Origin of the sequence: Nonomuraea sp. NPDC048901, assembly GCF_040649695.1 — a bacterium.
Lineage (GTDB): Bacteria > Actinomycetota > Actinomycetes > Streptosporangiales > Streptosporangiaceae > Nonomuraea.
Map to the genome: position 1 here is coordinate 277131 of NZ_JBEZFW010000008.1, position 17266 is coordinate 294396.

Consider the following 17266-nt stretch of genomic DNA (forward strand, 5'->3'; position numbering starts at 1 on the left):
GGGACGGCGGCGTGCTCACGCGCATCGAGATCGACGGGTTCAAGTCCTTCCTGGACTTCGAGCTCGACGTGCCGCCGTTCCTTGCCCTGGTCGGTCCGAATTCGAGTGGTAAGTCCAACCTGCTGGACGCGTTTGGCTTCGCCCGTGCGGCGCTCGTGGCAGGCAGGCCAGGGCTGAGCACGTCAAACGACCCGCTGCCCGCAGTACCCCGTGGTAAGCCGCAGGAGTTGTTTCACCGGCCGGTGGGGTCTGCTTCCGTCTCCAGGTTCACGATTGGCGTGGAAGCAGACATGCGGGCGTCGGATGGGCGAGATAAGACCTATGCCAGTGTCACGGCGAGCAAGGAGCCCGCTGACTGGGCTCTGACGGCGGTGCCTGGGTGGTCGGACAAGATCTGGCCGCAGGAAGCAAGATCTTGGCACTTCCATCTGCCTGACTTGGCGGCCATCCGGAAGCCGGTTACGGCGCTCGACCGCGGGCCGCTGGCGGAGAATGGCGCAAATCTGGCCGCTGTGCTGGGCCGGATGTCCCTCACCGGTGAGCTCGGCGAGCTGATGGTCGACCTGGCGGCGCTTCTACCTGATGTGACGGGCGTCCGCCCGGTGCTCGACGAGCGGCAGCAGGAGTGGTCCTTCGACATCCTCGTGGACCGAGAGCCGATGCCTGGCAGGCTCGCGTCAGACGGCACGCTCAGGGTGCTCGCCCTGCTCGCGGCCCTCTATGACCGGACATCTTCGGGTCCGCTGATGGTGGAGGAGATCGAGAACGGCCTCTATCCGAGCAGGCTCGGGGAGCTTTTGATGAGGATCGCTCAGCGAGTCGGTGCCATTGCGAGCCCCTGGCAGCAGGTGATCCTCACCAGCCATTCGCCCGTGGTCGTCTCCACTTTGTACCGGACCGCCCCGGAATCGCTTGTCTTCCTGGAGGCGGCCTGGCGTGCCGGAGGTGGTCACCCGCGATCTCGGTTGACCCTCGCCAAGCCTGTTCGTGCTGACGGCGAGCCGGGTACCTTCACATCTCCTCGCCAGGTTCGCTCCTATCTGAGCGCCGTTGAGCAGGCTGCATGAGCCGTCTCCTCATACCTGGGCTCGTCGTGGCGGGCGACATCGGTGAGCGAATGCGAGCTCTGAGGCGCTGGGGAGCCGTGGATTCCTCTGTGCGCCTGATTGATAGCGTGAAATGCGACGATCTGAACTAAGGACTTCATCATGACTGTCGGTACGCACATGCCGTACGACGAAGCCCTCGCCCGGTTCGAGCCGGTGCTCGGGCTGGAGACGCACGTCGAGCTCGGCACCGCGTCGAAGATGTTCTGCGGGTGCAAGACGACCTTCGGGGCCCCGCCCAACACTCAGGTCTGCCCGACCTGTCTGGCGTTTCCCGGCTCGCTGCCGACGGCCAACGCCGTCGCGATCGAGTCGACGATCCGCATCGGCCTGGCGCTGAACTGCTCGATCGCCGAGTGGTGCAGGTTCGCCCGGAAGAACTACTTCTATCCGGACATGCCGAAGAACTACCAGATCTCCCAGTACGACGAGCCGCTCTGCTTCGACGGCTACCTCGACGTCGAGGTCGACGGCCGGACCGTGCGCGTCGAGATCGAGCGGGTGCACCTGGAGGAGGACACCGGCAAGTCCACCCACGTGGGCGGGGCGACCGGCCGCATCCAGGGCGCCGACTACTCGATCGTCGACTACAACCGCGCCGGCATCCCGCTGGTGGAGATCGTCACCAAGCCGATCGAGGGCACCGAGAGCCTGGCGCCCGACGTGGCCAAGGCCTACGCGACCGAGCTGCGCGAGATCATGCGCACGCTGGGCGTCTCCGACGTGCGCATGGAAGAGGGCTCGATGCGCTGCGACGTCAACGTCTCGCTCATGCCCCGCGGCTCGTCCGAGTGGGGCACCCGTACCGAGACCAAGAACGTCAACTCGCTGCGCAGCGTCGAGCGTTCCGTGCGGAGCGAGATCGAGCGGCAGGCGGCGATCCTCGCCGACGGCGGCCGGATCATCCAGGAGACCAGGCACTTCCACGAGGACACCGGCGTCACCACGCCCGGCAGGTCCAAGGAGGAGGCGCAGGACTACCGCTACTTCCCCGAGCCCGACCTGGTGCCGATCGCGCCCGACCCGGCATGGGTGGCCACGCTCAAGGACGCGCTGCCCGAGCTGCCGTCGGTCCGGCGCAAGCGGCTGCAGGCCGAGTGGGGGGTGTCCGACCTCGACATGCAGGCCATGCACAACGCCGACGCGTTCGACCTGGTCGAGGCCACGGTCGCGGCGGGCGCGCCGGCCGCCGACGCGCGCAAGTGGTGGATGGGCGAGCTGGCGCGGCGCGCCAACGAGTCCGCTGTGGCCCTGGCGGACCTGCCCATCACGCCCGCGCAGATCGCCCGCGTCACCGAGCTGGTGGCCTCGGGCGCGCTCAACGACAAGCTGGCGCGCGAGGTGCTCGAAGGCGTGCTGGCCGGGGAGGGCTCGCCCGACGAGGTGGTCGAGCAGCGCGGGCTGAAGATCGTCAACGACGAGGGTGAGCTGTCGGCGATCGTCGACCAGGTCCTCGCCGCCAACGCCGACGCGGCCGAGAAGGTCCGCTCCGGGAAGATCGCCGCGGCCGGTGCGCTGGTGGGCGGCGTGATGAAGGCCAGCCGCGGCAAGGCCGACGCCGCTCGGGCCCGCGAGCTGATCCTGGAGAAGCTGGGCGTCTCCGAGTAGGGCGATCCGCTCGACTCAGGCCCCGTCACCGAGTGAGGTGGCGGGGCCTCTTTGGTGGTACGCCAAGGGGGCCGTTGGCCGGTCAAGTGGTCGGGCCGCGCCCCTCGGGGTCATCACGGGGTTGGGCCGCTCAGGGGTTAGCGGTCAGGCGGGGCCAGTGGGCGGTCGGCGTCGTTGGGGGCTGAGGTGGTCGTCACCAGGGAGAGCAGGCGGTCGATGAGGCCTTCGTCGTCGGGGGACTGCTCACTGGCCCAGCCGATCGCGTTGGCCAGCCGGAGGAGGTCCGTGATGTCCAACCCATCGGGTGCGGAGCCAGCGCGGCGGGCGTGGTCGAGCAGCGCGGCGCCGGTGGCGGTGATCTCCTCGTGGCAGGCCGCCAGGGCGCCGTCAGCGGGCCATGAGGCCAGTTGCGTCGCGACCAGTCCGCGCATGGCCGTCGCGTGTACGGCCACCGCCCGCAGCCACGCCCTCAGCGCCGCATCCGCCGATGCCCCGGAAATCGCCGACGCCCCGGATGGCGCTGAGGCCTCGGATGGCGCCGAGGCCCCGGATGGCGCTGAGATCCCGGATGGCGCTGGCGCCCTGGACGGTGCCGACGCCCCGGACGATGTCGATGTCTCGGGAAGCGCGGACGCCTCGGAGAGCAGTGCCTGCCCCTGCGCGCAGAGCGCCGCCACGTCGTCTCTGATCACTGCCACCAGCAGGTCCTGCAGCGTCGGGAAGTGCCGGTAGAGGGTGCCCGGCCCTACCTCGGCCTGTTGCGCCACCTGGTTGAGCGAGGAGTCGGGGCCGTGCTCGGTGAAGACGGCCCTGGCCACTCGTACGATCCGCTCGCGGTTGCGCAGCGCGTCGGCCCGCATCATCAGACGCTCCCTGGTTGCTAAGTGGAGAGGTTCTCCCTATCGTATCGAACCGGAGAAGTTCTCCGTTAATGGGGAGTTGAACACGTGAAGATCGGAATCGCCGTCGGCGACGTACGCGGTCCCGCGACGCTGGAGGAGCTGACCGAGCAGGTCAGGACCGCCGCCGAACTCGGTTACAGCACCGCCTGGGCAAGCCAGGCGCTCGGCTGGGACGCCCTCACCGCGCTGACCGCCGTGGGCGGGCGGGTGCCGGGCATCCCGCTCGGTACGGCCGTCGTCCCGGTGCCGCAACGCCATCCGCTGGTGCTGGCCGGTCAGGCGCTCAGCGTTCAGGCCGCCACGGGTAACCGCCTCACGCTCGGGATCGGCGCGGGGATCGCGATGATGGTCGAGTCGATGTACGGCCTGCCCGCCGACCAGCCCGTACGGCGGATGCGCGAATACTTGTCCGTGCTGAGACCCCTCCTGCGAGGCGAAACCGTGGCGCACCACGGCGAGCTGCTCACGGCCTCGGGCACGGCCGCCGTGCCCGGCGCGGAGCCGCCTCAGGTGCTGCTGGCGGCGATGGGTCCGGCCATGCTGTCGCTGGCAGGAGAGCTCGCCGATGGCGTGGTGACGTGGATGACCGGCCCGCGCACGCTGGCCGGGCACATCGTGCCGTCCGTCACCAAGGCGGCCCAGTCCGCCGGACGCCCCGCGCCCCGGGTGATCGCCGGGCTGGCGGTGTGCGTGACGGACGACGAGGTGGGGGTGCGCGGGCGCGTCGCGGAGCAGTTCGCGCTGGCGGGTCAGGTGCCGGAGTATCGCGCCATGCTCGACCGCGAGGGCGTGGCCGGACCGCAGGACGTGGTCATCGTGGGCGACGAGGCGGCGGTGGCCGAGGGGATCGGCAGGCTGGCAGAGGCGGGCGTCACGGAGTACCTCGCCGCTCCGTTCGGGACCCCCGAGGAGCAGCACCGCACCATTCAGGCGGTCGCCGCCCTCGTCACGGGGGCCTAGGACGACCGCCTGGCCGGGGCCAAGACGGCGCCAGCCACCGTGTGCCCTCGTTGTGCCCTGCCCAAAGCTACGAAGCGGGAGCGAGGCGAAGGGCGGCGTAGTCGCCGAACTCCCGGGCGGTTGTCGAGGGTCCGTGTGCGGCCAGCTCCGCGCGGAACGTCCGGAGCAGCCCCATGCCACGGTCGGTGTCCGCCTGGTCTGCGAGCAGGTCGACCACAGCCCGCGCGGTCGCACACCCTTCATCCATCCGCCCGCGTCGAAGTTGGGCCGTGGCCACCCGGCCGAGCCATGTCGCCCGGTCGCGCGGGTAGCGATCCCCGCATGAGGTGGCGGCGGCGACCAGCTCGCGCTCGCTGCCCGCGTAGTCCCCCAGGTCGTACAGTGCGCGGCCGAGCTGCGCCGTGATACGCGCCTCGTCCAGCCAGTACGCCCACGGCGGGGAGTCCCCCGACACCGCGCGGTTGAGCAAGGCACCGGCCCGGGTGAGCGCGGCCCGCGCGGTCGCCGGGTCGTCGACCTTCGCGTACGCCCGGCCGACCCGGGCCCAGGTCATCGCCTGCACGACCTCCGGAATCCGGGCCGGCTCCGCCGCGGCGGTGTCCATGAGCTTGGTCGCGTCGGTGAGGCGTCCGGTCGCGTACGCCTGGATAGCCATGAATCCGACGATGTTCACGCCGAGTGCCCGGTCACCGATCGCGGAGGCGGAGCGGAGCGCGGCGAGGTAGTACGCCTGGGCGGCAGCGTGCTGGCCCGAGTCGAACGCGGCCCACCCGGCGAGGCGGGCTATCTCCGCGGCCGTGCCGTACAGGCCGCGGCCGACGTCCGCCGAGTAGGTGCCGTTCTTCAGCAGCTCGGTGACGAACCGGAAGTCGGCGTGCAGCGCGTCGAGCAGCACCGCCCCGCCGTGCTCATCGTCCATCCGCCGGCGGGCGGCGATGAGCTGTTGAAGCTCGACGACGAGGGCAGCGCCGACGTGGCGACCGCGTTGCTGAGCGGCGATCCACGGCTCGGGGTTGATCCGCCATTCGTAGACGGGGAGCAGTAGTTCGGCCCCCGTGAGGATGAGGAACTCTCGGCGATCCACGAGCGCCCCTTTCGCGACGTCGTCGAGTGCGTTGACCGTGCCTTGCTGATCCCATGTCTCTGTTGCGCACGCTGCGGCCCCGGTGGGAAGCCAGTGCGGCCAGCTCGCGCGGACGTCGTGGGCGACCTCGAACAGGTCGCGTAGCGCCCGCTGGGCGGCAGCGTCGGGAGTCACGCCCCGCTCCCATCGGGTAACGGTCTTGCGGGTGGTGCCCAGTCCTTTGCCGCGTAGCAGTGCGGCCAAGGTCTCCTGAGACCACCCGCGCTGCTGTCTGGCGTCGGTGAGCCGATGCCGTGCTGGTGGAGCGAGATCGGCCATAAGACCCCTCCTGACCCCTGTCTGCCTCCGGGTGTCCCCAGAGGGACACCCGGAGCCCTCCTGAAGACCCCTGTCGACGTCTTTGTTCACCTCTGCGCCTCGACTTCCATGGGGAGTGTGAAAACACGAGGTGTTGCCGTACTAGCTGGCCGAGTCCGCTGTGCGCCCGGTCCGTTGAGCCCACGCCAGGATCTGGTCTTCCCACCAGTAGTCCATGTTGGCCACCTTGCCGGCGGCCGGTGGGAAGGGCTCCACCCGCTTGGCCCCGGCCGCGCGCTTGCGCCAGGCGTTGACGGTGTTGACGCTCACGCCGAGCAGGGTGGCGACGTCGCTCATAGCGAGCGGCCGAGGACGCGCAGTGAGGTCGGACATGAACGTCAGTGTATGCGCGTTCGGCGCGCGCGGAAAGAGGGTGCACCTAACTTCGGTACAGCGAGGAGTGTACGACCAGCTCAACCCAAGTCGGGCCTGCCCGGTGCTGGAACACCGAAGCAGGCCCTTGATCCCCGATCCGACCTGGTGGGCGGTGTTCGATGAAGAGCTATCCCATTCGCCGCTGCCCAACCTGGTGCGAGATGCTGGTGCACCGCGGCCCAGAGGCCATCGAGCAGCACCAGTGCCACGTCGCCGACTTGATCCAGGACGGGAGCTACATGTCCGTGTTCCTGGAGCAGCCGAACGTGGAGTGGATGGACGAGCCGCCTAGGATCCGCATGGATGCGTTCGGCATCTTCGATTGTGCGTTCGACACTGATCTCGTGCTCACGCCCGATCTGGCCGCAGAGATCGTCGAGCTGCTCGACGGCGTCGACGGCCAGGAGGACCTCCGCGAGGCTCTCGCCGAGGCGGCTCTCGTTCACAACTGCCGAGCACACAACATGTTCGGCACATGAGCTGCCCGGCCCGCCGCGTCGCCCCCGTCGTGGCGGGCCGGGTCGGTGGCCCCGTGACTCGTTGGTTCGCAGTCCCGATGTCTGCGGCCGGAGGGACGGCGCGGAGCCACCCTCCGCCAGCCGAGGCCCGTATTCCACCGCATGCGTTGCGGTCCTAGCTGATGCAGAACTCGTTGCCCTCCGGGTCGAGCAGGGTGATCGCGTAGTAGTCGGGCAGGCCCTCCACCACGAGCACCTTGGACAGCGTCGCCCCCAGCCCGACCAGCCGCTCGGCCTCGGCGTCGAGCTGGGCCCGGCGGACCTCCACCGGCCGGTCCCCGGAGGTGACGGACAGGTCGAGGTGGAGGCGGTTTTTTAGCACCTTGCCCTCGGGCACCTTCTGGAACCACAGCCGTGGGCCCACACCGGCCGGGTCGATGACCGAGTCATAGCCGCCGTCGCCCGTCAGCTCCTCCTCGGGCAGCCCCCGGGAGCGCCAGTAGTCCTGCCAGGTGGTGAAGCCCTGCGGGGGCTCCTCCAGCCGGTAGCGCAGCGCCTCGGCCCAGAACCGGGCCAGCTTGTCGGGGTCGGCGCAGTCGAACGACACCTGTATCTTCACGGCCATGCCTGCCATGATGCCCGGCTGGCACGACATAAACGGGGCCCCACCGGTTCGGACAGGCCGGTGGAGCCCCAGAGGAAATCCCACAGGGCCGCCGCCTAGTCCTCCTCCCGGGACGCGGGCGTGGCCGGTTCGACGTGGCGCCGTTCCATCAGCTTCCTGAACAGTGGCGCGAGCAGGGCGGCCAGGGAGAGCAGCAGGAGGATCACCGCGATGGGGCTGCGCACCAGCGCTGTCACGTCGCCCCCGCCGATGGCCAGCGCTCGGCGCAGCTGGATCTCCGCCATCGGCCCCAGGATCAGGCCGATGACCGCCGGGGCGACCGGCAGGCCGAAGCGCCGCATCGCGTATCCCAGCAGGCCCAGCAGGAAGAGCGCGACCAGGTCCACCACCGAGCCGTTCAGCGCGTACACGCCGAGCGCGGCGAACAGCACGATCCCCGCGTACAGGTACGGCCGGGGGATGCGCAGCACGCGAGCCCACAGCGGCGCCAGCGGCAGGTTCAGCACCAGGAGCATGGTGTTGCCGATGAACAGCGACGCGATCATGCCCCACACCAGGGCCGGGTTGTGGTCGAACAGCTGCGGACCGGGCTGCAGGCCGTACTGCTGGAAGGCGGCCAGCAGGATCGCGGCCGTCGCGGACGTGGGCAGGCCCAGCGTCAGAAGTGGCACCAGGGTTCCGGCGGCCGAGGCGTTGTTGGCGGCCTCGGGGCCGGCGACGCCCTCGATGGCGCCCTTGCCGAACTCCTCCTTGGCCACGCCGCGCGCCAGTCGCTTCTCGGCCGCGTACGACAGGAAGGTCGGGATCTCCGCGCCGCCGCCGGGCAGCGCGCCGAACGGGAAGCCGAACGCGGTGCCGCGCAGCCAGGGCAGCCATGAGCGGCGCCAGTCGGTACGTCCCATCCAGGCCCGCCCGACCGGTACCACCTCGGGCAGCGAGTGGCGCAGCCGCGAGGCCACGTACAGGGCCTCGCCCAGCGCGAACAGCCCGACGGCCACGACCACCACGTCCACGCCGTCGAGCAGCTGGTCCAGGCCGAGCGTGAGCCGCGCCTGGCCGGTCTGCTGGTCGATGCCGATCAGCCCGATCACCAGGCCGAAGCCGAGCGAGGCCAGTCCGCGCACGACCGAGCGCGACAGCACCGACGACACGGCGGTGAAGGCCAGGATCGCCAGCGCGAAGTAGTCCTCGGGCCCGAACGAGATGGCGAAGCTCACCACCGCGGGGGCCGCCACGACCAGCAGCGCGGTCGCGATCGTGCCCGCCACGAACGAGCCGATGGCCGCCGTGGCCAGCGCCTGCGCCGCCCGCCCGCGCCGGGCCATCTTGTTGCCCTCCAGCGCGGTGATCATCGAGGACGACTCACCGGGGGTGTTGAGCAGGATGGAGGTGGTCGAGCCGCCGTACATGCCGCCGTAGTAGATCCCGGCGAACATGATGAACGCGCTGGTCGGCGGCACGGTGAAGGTGATGGGCAGGAGCAGCGCCACGGTCATGGCGGGGCCGATGCCGGGCAGTACGCCGACGAGGGTGCCGAGGGTGACGCCGATGAGGGCGTACATGAGGTTGATCGGCGTCAGCGCGCCGGCGAACCCGTCGAGCAGCAGCTGGAACGATTCCACCTAGATCACCCCCCGCAGCAGCCCGCCCGGCAGCGACACGCCCAGGCCCTTGACGAACAGCAGGTACGTGGCGATCCCCAGGACCACCCCGACACCCGCCGCGCGCAGCTTGTGCTCCGCGCCGAGCACCACCGAGAGCCCGAAGAACAGCAGGCTCGCGGCGATGATCCAGCCGAGCACGTTCAGCACCGCGGTGAACGCCAGGAAGATCCCGCTCACCAGTCCGACACTGCGCCAGTCGGCGGGGGCGTCCACGTCGACGTCCTCGCTCTCCTCGGGGTCGCCGCTGCCGCCCCTGAGCACGTCGGCCACATAGAACAGGCCGATGGCGATCATGGAGCAGCCCACCAGCATCGGGAAGAAGCGCGGCCCGATGCCGAGCTGCGAGGCGGCGGCGGACACGTCGAGCGTCCCGAGCACGACGAACACGCCGAGCGCCAGCACGATGACGGCCAACCCCAGCTCGGGCCGCCACCGCCAGCGCTGCTTCTGGCCAGTGTTGTCAGCGGACATCAGGAGACGACACCCAGCTCGGCGATGATGGCCTTGACCTTGGCCTGCTCGGCGTTGAGGTAGTCGGCGAACTGCTGACCGGTCTGGAAGGAGTCGATCCAGCCGTTCTTGGCCACCGCGTCCTTCCACACCTGCGAGTCGTGCATCTTGGTCACCTGGTCGGTCAGCGACTTCTTGGCCGCCTCGTCGAGCCCGCCGGGCGCCACGAAGCCGCGCCAGTTGGTCAGCTCCACGTCCAGGCCGGACTCCTTGAGCGTGGGCGCGTCGAGGTCGGGCAGCCGCTGGGCCGAGGTCACGGCCAGCGCGCGCAGCTTGCCGGACTTCACGTGCTCGGCGAACTCACCGACGCCCGAGATGCCCGCGCTCACCTTGTTGCCGAGCAGCTCGTTCAGTGCCTCGCCGCCGCCGGAGTGGGCGATGTAGTTGACCTGCTTCGGGTCCACGCCCGCGGCCTTGGCCATCAGCCCGGCCGCGATGTGGTCGGTGCCGCCGGCCGAGCCGCCGGAGATGGACACCTTCTTCGGGTCGGCCTTCCAGGCGGCGACCAGGTCGGCCACCGACTTGAACGGGGAGGCCGCCGGGACCACGATGATCTCGTACTCCTCGGTCAGCTTGGCGATCGGCGTCGTCTGGGCCAGGGTGACCTTGGACTTGTTCTGCTCGATGGCGCCCACCATGACCAGGCCCATGGTCATCAGCAGGTTGCCGTTGCCCTTCTCGCCCGCCAGCTGGGCCAGGCCGATCGTGCCGCCCGCGCCGGGCACGTTGAACACCTCGACCTTGCGCTTCGGGTCGACGGACTTGAGCGCCTGCTCGGCCGTACGGGAGGTCTGGTCCCAGCCGCCGCCCGGTGAGGCGGGAGCCATGATGCGCAGCGCGCCCGTGCCTCCGCCGTCGGAACCTGAGCCGGCGCCGCAGCCGGACACCGCGGCGACGGAGAGCGCCGCGACGGCGGCGAGTATGCGGAGACGCATGATCACTCCAAAGGGGGGATTTCACGTTACGGAATACTGGATGGTGAAGTCCGTTGCCGATGGAGTCGACCCTTTTCACGATAGCCGTCATATAGGTCGTATTGGTCGCAACCCCCCTCGCAACCCCCCTGTGACCTCGGCATGTTTCCATGGTGCGGTGAGACGGGTACGTGACGCCTCCCTCGGAACCCAGCTGTTCGTGCTCCAGATGGTCATCGTGCTGCTAGCCGTCGGAGGCACCGGAGGCGTGTGGGCCGAGCACACGCGCGCGCAACTGGACTCGCTGCACCAGCAGCGAGCGCTGGCGATCGCCCAATCCGTGGCGGGCCTGCCTCAGGTCCGGGCCGCGTTCAACGTCAAGGATCCGCAAAATGTGCTGCAGCCGCTCGCGCTGAGCGTCCAGCAGTCGACCGGCGCCGATTATGTGGTCATCGCCAACCGCGAGCAGACGCGGTACGCCCACCCCAACGCCGCGCTGATCGGCAAGCGGCTGTCCACCGACGGCACCACGGTGCTGAACACCGGCAAGAGCTGGGTCGGCACCGAAACCGGCACGATCGGCACCACGGTCAGGGGCAAGGCCCCGATCTTCGACGAGTACGGCGACGTCATCGGCCTGGTCTCCGTCGGCGTGCTCCAGACCACGGTCACCGGCCAGCTGGCGGGCGCGCTGCCGCCGCTGGTGTGGACCGCGCTGGCCGTACTGCTGTCCGGTCTGGCCGCCGCGGCGCTGATCACCGCGCGGGTGCGCCGGCAGACGTTCGGCCTGGAGCCGCGCGAGATCGCCGCGCTGCTGGAGCAGCGCGAGGGCGTGTTGCACGGCGTCAAGGAGGGCGTGCTGGCGCTCGACCTCGCGGGCCGGGTGACGCTCGTCAACGACTCCGCCCGCGAACTGCTCGGCGAGGTGGGCGAGGACCTCACCCAGATGCCGGTCTCCGAGCGGATGCGCGACGTGCTCGGTGGCGCCGACCCGGGGGAGGACCGGATCGTGCTGCACGGCGAGCGGGTGCTGGTACTCAACCGCACACCGATCTCCGTACGTGGCCAGCACCGCGGCTGGGTGGTCACCCTCAGGGATCGCACCGAGCTGGTCCGGCTGGCTCGCGAGCTGGACGACACCAGCAGTGCCACGGGGGCGCTCAGGGCGCAGGCGCACGAGTTCGCCAACCGTATGCACACCGTCGTCGGCCTGCTCGAACTGGGCGAGCACGAGGCCGCGATCGGTTTCATCACCAGCACCACCCGCGGCACGTACATCACCGACCTGCGCGAGCGCGTCCAGTGCCCGACGCTGGCCGCGCTGCTGCTGGCCAAGTCGGCGGAGGCGGCCGAGCGCGGCGTCCTGCTGGTCCTGTCCGAGGACTCCGCCGTGGAGCAGGGCGCGCTGGGCGATCCGCAGGACGCGGTCCTGGTGGTCGGCAACCTGGTGGCCAACGCGATCGACGCGCTCGACGGGGCCACGGGCACGATCGAGGTGTCGGTGCTGACCGACGCCGACGGGCTGCACGTCCGGGTCGGGGACTCCGGTCCCGGTATCGCTCCGGACCTGGTCGAAGAGGTGTTCAGGGAGGGGTTCACCACCAAGGCCGCCCATTCGGGGCCACGCGGGCTCGGCCTGGCGCTGACCCGGCAGGCGTGCCTGCGCAGGGGCGGCTGGGTGAAGGTGGGCAACGCGGACGGCGCGGTGTTCACGGCCCTGCTGCCGGCCCCGGTTCGCGAGCGGGCGCGATGAGCGAGATCCGGGTGCTGGTCGTGGACGACGACTTCATGGTGGCGCGCATCCACAGCGGCTACGTGGCGCGGGTGCCCGGCTTCCGGGTGGTGGCCGCCGCGCACACCGGGGCCGCCGCGCTCGCCATGGCCGCCGAGCTCCGGCCGGACCTCGTCCTGCTCGACATCTACCTACCCGACATGTCGGGACTTGAGGTGCTCAAGGCGCTGCAGGACGTGGACGTCCTCATGATCAGCGCCGCCCGTGACGTATCCACGGTCAGGGAGGCGATGCGCGGCGGCGCGGTCAACTATTTGATCAAGCCGTTCACCGCCGCCGCGCTGACCGAACGGCTCCAGCAGTACGTCGACACCCGCAAGCAGCTCACCGCCATCGGCGCGGAGGCCCACCAGGACGACGTCGACCGGCTCTTCGGCACGCAGCCCGTCGCGGCGCCGCTGCCCAAGGGCCTGTCGTCGGCGACGTGCGCGCTGGTCGCCGACACCCTCCGGACTTGTGGCCGCGACCTGTCGGCGGCCGAGGCCGCCTCGCTCGCGGGGCTGTCCCGCGTCAGTGCCCGCCGTTACCTCGAATACCTCTGCGTCGCCGGGCATGCCGAACTCAGGCCCCGGTACGGTACGGCCGGACGCCCCGAACATCGCTACCGGTGGCTAGGTTGACACACTTCCGTAGTCATTTCTCGTGACATATCCCAATGCGCGTGCCTTACTGTTGCCTGAGGATGTGGCTGCGGAGCGGGAGGAGATTGAGGCGTGCGTAACGCCGGACCGATCGAATCGCCGACCGACCCTTTCGCTTCAGTGCCTCTGCCCATGTCAGGCGGTAGCAAGAAGCCACGGGTCGAGGGCTTGCCCCCGGGAGTTTCCCGTGACATCTTCGGGCCGCCCGGTCAGCCGGAACCCCGGCCGGCGACTCCGAGCGTTGCGAACGGGTCCAACGGGCAGAACGGTCAGAACGGCAGCGGCGCTCTGCCGCCGGTGGCGCCTCCGCCCCAGCCGTGGCCGGTGAACGAGGGGCGCCGGCAGGAACCGCCCGCCCCCGTGTTCGGCGCTTCCGGCTCCGAGCGGCTGCCCGCCTTCATCGACCCGGAGCCGCCCCGCCGCCGTCGCCTCCTGCCCGCGTTGGTGCTGCTCGTGGTGATCCTGGCCGTGCTGGCGTACCTCGTACCGGCCGTGCTCATGTCGGGGTCCGTACTGCGGGGCACGCGCGTGGCCGGGGTGGACATCGGCGGGCTCACCGTGACGCAGGCGGCGGACAAGCTCCGCACCGAGCTCGCGGCCAAGATGAACAAGCCCGTCGTCGTCGACATCGCCGGGCGCAAGGAGACCATCCAGGCCGACGAGGCCGGCCTTGAGCTTGACGTGGTGAGCACGATCGGGCAGGCGCCCAGCGGCTTCCCCGGCCCGGTCGAGGTGTGGAAGGGGCTCACCGGCACCACCGAGCTCCAGCCGAAGATGACCATCGACTCCTCTCAGCTGGCCAGGACCGTCGAGGGCCTGGCGGAGACCTATGACAAGAAGCCGCGTGACGGCCGGGTGGCCTTCAAGAACGGGCAGCCGGTCTCGTCGGAGCCGCGCGACGGCGTGGTGATCGACCGGACGGACGCCGTCCGCGTGATCACCGACGCCTTCCTGCGCGGCCGCGACTCCGCCGTCCTCACGCTCAGGCCCGCCAAGCCCGTCACCACGCCGACCGCCCTCAAGCAGGCCGAGGCCGCCGCCAAGCGGGCCGTCGCCGCGCCCCTCACGCTGAAGCTCGGCGCCAAGCAGGCCCAGCTGCTCCCGGCCGTGATCGCCGCCAACCTGACCTTCGTCTCCGACGACGAGGGCGGGCTGACCCCGCAGTTCAACGCGGCCGCGGCGCTCTCCTCGGTGGAGAGCAAGCTCGTCGACGCGGCGCAGGCGCCGCAGGACGCCACCTACCAGATCGTCAACGGCAAGCCGGTGCTGGTCCCCGCCCGCCGCGGCAGGGGTATCGACGCCAAGCAGCTGGCCCGCGACGTGGCCAAGGTGGTCAGCGGCAACGGCGCGCGGACCATCCCCGTGACCCTGTCGGTGGTCCCGCCGAAGGTGACCACCGAAGAGGTGACAGGGCTCGGCATCAAGACGAACATCGCCGAGTTCACCACGACCTTCGACTGCTGCCTGCCCCGCGTGACGAACATCCAGCGGATGGCGGCCCAGGTCGACGGCTACCTGGTGAAGCCGGGGGAGACGTTCTCGCTCAACGAGGCCGTGGGCGAGCGCACCGTCGAGGGCGGCTACGTCCAGGCGGGGCAGATCGTCGGCGGCCGGATGGTGTCCATCGTGGGCGGCGGTGTCTCGCAGTTCGCCACCACGATGTACAACGCGGCCTTCTTCGGCGGGTTCGACGACGTCTCCCACACGCCGATGGACTACCACGCCGCCCGCTACCCGGCCGGTCGTGACGCCGCCCTGCTGTACCCGGACCTGGACCTCAAGTGGCGCAACGACTCCGACTTCGGCGTGCTGATCAAGACGGCGTCGACCGGGACCTCGGTCTCCGTGCAGCTGTGGAGCACCAAGCGGTACGACAAGATCGACGCTGTCGAGTCGGAGAAGCGGGACTTCACCCCGTTCCGTCGCGAGACCAGCTCCGCCCCGGGATGCATGGCCACGGTCGGGGAGCAGGGCTTCACGATCGACGTGACCCGCGTGTTCATCAAGGACGGCAAGGAAGTCAAGCGGGACAAGAAGCTGACCACGAAGTACCGGCCGCAGGCGCAGACCACGTGCGTCGCTGGTAACTAGCGCGGTGGATACCCCCTTCGGGGGAGCGGACGAAGGCGGTCCGTCGTTGCTGCGGGTTGGCGGCTAGGAGCGGCTTGGGTTCACGGACAGGATGCGGTCGTCGCCGTCCCTGGGGTCGCCGCGGCCGTCCTTGTTGCTGGTGGACAGCCACAGCGTGCCGTCGGGGGCCGTGGCCAGGCCGCGGAGCCGGCCGTACGTGTCGGTGAAGTGGGCGACCGGCGTGCCGGGCGAGCCGTCCTGACCGAGGGGGATCTGCCACAGGCGCTCCCCGCGCAGCGCGGCCACCCAGAGGGAGCCCGCCGCGTAGGCCGCGCCCGACGGTGAGGCCTCCGACGTGGGCCAGGTGATGATCGGGTTGACGAACCTCGGGTCGTCGCCCTTGCCCTCCACCTCGGGCCAGCCGTAGTTGGCGCCCGGCTTGATGAGGTTGACCTCGTCGAAGGCGTTCTGGCCGAACTCCGAGGCGTACAACCGGCCCGCCGGGTCCCAGGCCAGACCCTGGACGTTGCGGTGGCCGAGGCTGTAGACGAGCGTGCCGAACGGGTTGCCGGGCGCGGGGGCGCCGTCCACCGTCATGCGCAGGATCTTGCCGCCGAGGGAGTCGCGCCGCTGGGCGAGCTGCCGGTCGCCCGTCTCGCCCGTGGTGGCGTACAGGAAGCCGTCGGGCCCGAACGCCAGCCGGCCGCCGTTGTGGATGGCGCCCTTGGGGATGCCGCGCAGGATCACCTTCGGGTCGGACACGGTGTCGCCGGTGAAGCGGTAGCGGACGATCCGGTTGTCGTCGGCGGCGGTGAAGTAGACGAAGACCTGATCGCCCTTGACCGCCACGCCCATCAGCCCGCCCTCGCCGTCCGGGGTGACCCCGTCGATGCGGCCCACCTCGGTGACCTTGCCCGCCGGCGTCACGCGCAGCAGCCTGGCCGTGTCGCGCTCGGTCACCAGCGCGTCGCCGCCGGGGACGAAGGCGATCCCCCACGGCACCGCCAGATCACGCGCCACCGTCTTCGGCGCACCGGGCGGCGGCGCGGCGGCGACGGCCGCGTCCGGCACCGCCCCTCCGGCACTGGAGCAGGCGGTCAGCACAGCGGTCAGCAGGGCGAGCGGCATCAGGGTCATGAGCTTTCTCATGTGGTTCATACTTCCTCCCTAGCCGTAAGGTTCTCGGCATGAAGATCTGGGTCCCGTCTGATGCCGTTGCCGGGGTTTTGACCGATCTGCCCGGGGTGGAATGCGATATTTATGACGGTACGGGGCCAGTTCCCGATGGCGTAGGCCAGGTGGAGGTGTGGATCCCGCCGCTGATCACTGTTCCGGACGTGCCGGGCCTGCTGGCCGCGATGACCTCGCTGCGTCTCGTACAGACCGTGAGCGCGGGGGTGGAACCGTACCGGCCCCACATGCCGGACGGCGCGGTGCTGTGCAACGCGCGCGGCGTGCACGACGCCGGGACCGCCGAGTGGGCGGTCGGCGCGATGATCGCGGTGCTGCGGGAGTTCCCGGGGTTCGTCGACGCGCAGCGTCAGGGGGAGTGGACCTACCACCACACGGACGTACTGGCCGACTCCACCGTGCTGATCGTGGGCTACGGCTCCATCGGGGCGGCGCTGGAGCGGCGGCTCGGCGGCTTCGAGGTCGAGGTCGTCCGGGTGGCCAGGAGCGCGCGTGACGGCGTGCACCCCCTCGACGAGTTGCCCGCGCTGCTCCCGGCCGCCGATGTCGTGGTGCTGCTCGTGCCCGCCACGTCGGAGACCGCCGGGATGGTCGACGCCGGGTTCCTGGCCCGGATGAAGGACGGCGCGGTGCTGGTCAACGCGGCGCGCGGCGGCGTCGTCGACACCGACGCCCTCGTCGCGGAGCTGAAGACCGGCCGGCTGCGCGCGGCCCTGGACGTGACCGCCCCCGAACCCCTGCCGGCGGGCCATCCCCTGTGGAGCGCGCCCGGCTTGCTGATCACCCCGCACATCGCGGGCAGTACCCCCGCGTCCGGGCGGCGCATGCTGCGCCTGATGCGCTCGCAGCTCCTCCGCTACCTGTCCGGTGAGCAGCTGAACAACATCATCACCGACACGTATTGAGAGGATTCCGGAACGTGGCTGGCCCGTGACCTTCGGTGCGTACGGTTGCCTCTAACCGAGGATTCCTGACTCGCTGTCAAGTGAATCTTCGGGGCAATTGGTCT

General features: G+C 70.2%; 16 protein-coding genes. 8 read left to right on the forward strand and 8 right to left on the reverse strand.

The window, feature by feature from the left end; translation table 11 throughout:
* Positions 1-11: 11 nt before the first annotated feature.
* Positions 12-1067 (forward strand): AAA family ATPase, encoded by a 1056-nt coding sequence (locus AB0C30_RS28655; protein ID WP_357950161.1) that lies wholly within the window; start codon positions 12-14, stop codon positions 1065-1067.
* 141 nt (positions 1068-1208) lie between these two features.
* Positions 1209-2714 (forward strand): Asp-tRNA(Asn)/Glu-tRNA(Gln) amidotransferase subunit GatB, encoded by a 1506-nt coding sequence (gene gatB, locus AB0C30_RS28660; RefSeq protein ID WP_357950164.1) that lies wholly within the window; start codon positions 1209-1211, stop codon positions 2712-2714.
* Positions 2715-2851: 137 nt separating this feature from the next.
* Here the strand turns inward: gatB and AB0C30_RS28665 are convergent, their stop codons facing one another.
* Positions 2852-3577: a TetR family transcriptional regulator gene (locus AB0C30_RS28665; protein WP_357950166.1), complete on the reverse strand. Its 726-nt coding sequence runs from the start codon at positions 3575-3577 to the stop codon at positions 2852-2854.
* Between the two features lie 84 nt (positions 3578-3661).
* Between AB0C30_RS28665 and AB0C30_RS28670 the strand changes: the two genes are divergently transcribed.
* Positions 3662-4576, forward strand: coding sequence for a TIGR03564 family F420-dependent LLM class oxidoreductase (locus AB0C30_RS28670; RefSeq protein WP_357950168.1), 915 nt, complete (start codon positions 3662-3664; stop codon positions 4574-4576).
* Between the two features lie 67 nt (positions 4577-4643).
* Here the strand turns inward: AB0C30_RS28670 and AB0C30_RS28675 are convergent, their stop codons facing one another.
* Together AB0C30_RS28675 and AB0C30_RS28680 are read right to left on the reverse strand one after the other, a co-directional pair.
* Positions 4644-5978, reverse strand: coding sequence for a helix-turn-helix transcriptional regulator (locus AB0C30_RS28675; protein WP_357950171.1), 1335 nt, complete (start codon positions 5976-5978; stop codon positions 4644-4646).
* 141 nt (positions 5979-6119) lie between these two features.
* Entirely contained in the window at positions 6120-6350 is a 231-nt protein-coding gene (locus AB0C30_RS28680; RefSeq protein ID WP_357950173.1) for a hypothetical protein, read from the reverse strand.
* Between the two features lie 203 nt (positions 6351-6553).
* Between AB0C30_RS28680 and AB0C30_RS28685 the strand changes: the two genes are divergently transcribed.
* The gene (locus tag AB0C30_RS28685; protein WP_357950176.1) at positions 6554-6871 is read left to right on the forward strand and encodes a hypothetical protein; all 318 of its coding nucleotides are present in this window, start codon (positions 6554-6556) and stop codon (positions 6869-6871) included.
* A gap of 154 nt (positions 6872-7025) precedes the next feature.
* Here the strand turns inward: AB0C30_RS28685 and AB0C30_RS28690 are convergent, their stop codons facing one another.
* From AB0C30_RS28690 to AB0C30_RS28705, 4 genes are all read right to left on the reverse strand, one after another.
* Positions 7026-7475 carry a VOC family protein gene (locus AB0C30_RS28690; protein WP_357950178.1) on the reverse strand — a complete coding sequence of 150 codons (450 nt, stop codon included), beginning with the start codon at positions 7473-7475 and terminating at the stop codon, positions 7026-7028.
* A gap of 95 nt (positions 7476-7570) precedes the next feature.
* On the reverse strand, positions 7571-9097 hold the full coding sequence (locus tag AB0C30_RS28695) for a tripartite tricarboxylate transporter permease (protein ID WP_357950181.1): 1527 nt from the start codon (positions 9095-9097) through the stop codon (positions 7571-7573).
* Positions 9098-9610 carry a tripartite tricarboxylate transporter TctB family protein gene (locus AB0C30_RS28700; RefSeq protein WP_357950184.1) on the reverse strand — a complete coding sequence of 171 codons (513 nt, stop codon included), beginning with the start codon at positions 9608-9610 and terminating at the stop codon, positions 9098-9100.
* Positions 9610-10584 carry a tripartite tricarboxylate transporter substrate binding protein gene (locus tag AB0C30_RS28705; RefSeq protein WP_357950187.1) on the reverse strand — a complete coding sequence of 325 codons (975 nt, stop codon included), beginning with the start codon at positions 10582-10584 and terminating at the stop codon, positions 9610-9612. The genes AB0C30_RS28700 and AB0C30_RS28705 overlap by 1 nt, the downstream gene beginning before the upstream one ends.
* A 157-nt stretch (positions 10585-10741) precedes the next feature.
* On the opposite strand from AB0C30_RS28705, the gene AB0C30_RS28710 reads away from it, so the two are divergent.
* The 3 genes from AB0C30_RS28710 to AB0C30_RS28720 all read left to right on the forward strand — a co-directional run bounded on the left by AB0C30_RS28710 (position 10742) and on the right by AB0C30_RS28720 (position 15087).
* Positions 10742-12316, forward strand: coding sequence for a sensor histidine kinase (locus tag AB0C30_RS28710; protein WP_357950190.1), 1575 nt, complete (start codon positions 10742-10744; stop codon positions 12314-12316).
* The gene (locus AB0C30_RS28715) at positions 12313-12975 is read left to right on the forward strand and encodes a response regulator (RefSeq protein ID WP_357950193.1); all 663 of its coding nucleotides are present in this window, start codon (positions 12313-12315) and stop codon (positions 12973-12975) included. The genes AB0C30_RS28710 and AB0C30_RS28715 overlap by 4 nt, the downstream gene beginning before the upstream one ends.
* A 345-nt stretch (positions 12976-13320) precedes the next feature.
* Positions 13321-15087: a VanW family protein gene (locus AB0C30_RS28720; RefSeq protein WP_357950195.1), complete on the forward strand. Its 1767-nt coding sequence runs from the start codon at positions 13321-13323 to the stop codon at positions 15085-15087.
* A gap of 63 nt (positions 15088-15150) precedes the next feature.
* Here the strand turns inward: AB0C30_RS28720 and AB0C30_RS28725 are convergent, their stop codons facing one another.
* A complete protein-coding gene (locus AB0C30_RS28725; RefSeq protein WP_357950197.1) occupies positions 15151-16224 on the reverse strand; it encodes a PQQ-dependent sugar dehydrogenase in 1074 nt (357 codons plus the stop codon).
* 29 nt (positions 16225-16253) lie between these two features.
* On the opposite strand from AB0C30_RS28725, the gene AB0C30_RS28730 reads away from it, so the two are divergent.
* Positions 16254-17162, forward strand: coding sequence for a 2-hydroxyacid dehydrogenase (locus AB0C30_RS28730; protein WP_357950199.1), 909 nt, complete (start codon positions 16254-16256; stop codon positions 17160-17162).
* Positions 17163-17266 lie beyond the last annotated feature (104 nt).

What these genes read in the sequence shown, in the direction of transcription:
- AB0C30_RS28730 (WP_357950199.1), top strand. Translation starts at nt 16,254, where the DNA reads ATGAAGATCTGGGTCCCGTCTGATGCCGTTGCCGGGGTTTTGACCGAT.
- AB0C30_RS28680 (WP_357950173.1), bottom strand. Translation starts at nt 6,350, where the DNA reads ATGTCCGACCTCACTGCGCGTCCTCGGCCGCTCGCTATGAGCGACGTC.
- gatB (WP_357950164.1), top strand. Translation starts at nt 1,209, where the DNA reads ATGACTGTCGGTACGCACATGCCGTACGACGAAGCCCTCGCCCGGTTC.
- AB0C30_RS28700 (WP_357950184.1), bottom strand. Translation starts at nt 9,610, where the DNA reads ATGTCCGCTGACAACACTGGCCAGAAGCAGCGCTGGCGGTGGCGGCCC.
- AB0C30_RS28705 (WP_357950187.1), bottom strand. Translation starts at nt 10,584, where the DNA reads ATGCGTCTCCGCATACTCGCCGCCGTCGCGGCGCTCTCCGTCGCCGCG.
- AB0C30_RS28675 (WP_357950171.1), bottom strand. Translation starts at nt 5,978, where the DNA reads ATGGCCGATCTCGCTCCACCAGCACGGCATCGGCTCACCGACGCCAGA.
- AB0C30_RS28725 (WP_357950197.1), bottom strand. Translation starts at nt 16,224, where the DNA reads ATGAACCACATGAGAAAGCTCATGACCCTGATGCCGCTCGCCCTGCTG.
- AB0C30_RS28690 (WP_357950178.1), bottom strand. Translation starts at nt 7,475, where the DNA reads ATGGCCGTGAAGATACAGGTGTCGTTCGACTGCGCCGACCCCGACAAG.
- AB0C30_RS28665 (WP_357950166.1), bottom strand. Translation starts at nt 3,577, where the DNA reads ATGATGCGGGCCGACGCGCTGCGCAACCGCGAGCGGATCGTACGAGTG.
- AB0C30_RS28715 (WP_357950193.1), top strand. Translation starts at nt 12,313, where the DNA reads ATGAGCGAGATCCGGGTGCTGGTCGTGGACGACGACTTCATGGTGGCG.
- AB0C30_RS28685 (WP_357950176.1), top strand. Translation starts at nt 6,554, where the DNA reads ATGCTGGTGCACCGCGGCCCAGAGGCCATCGAGCAGCACCAGTGCCAC.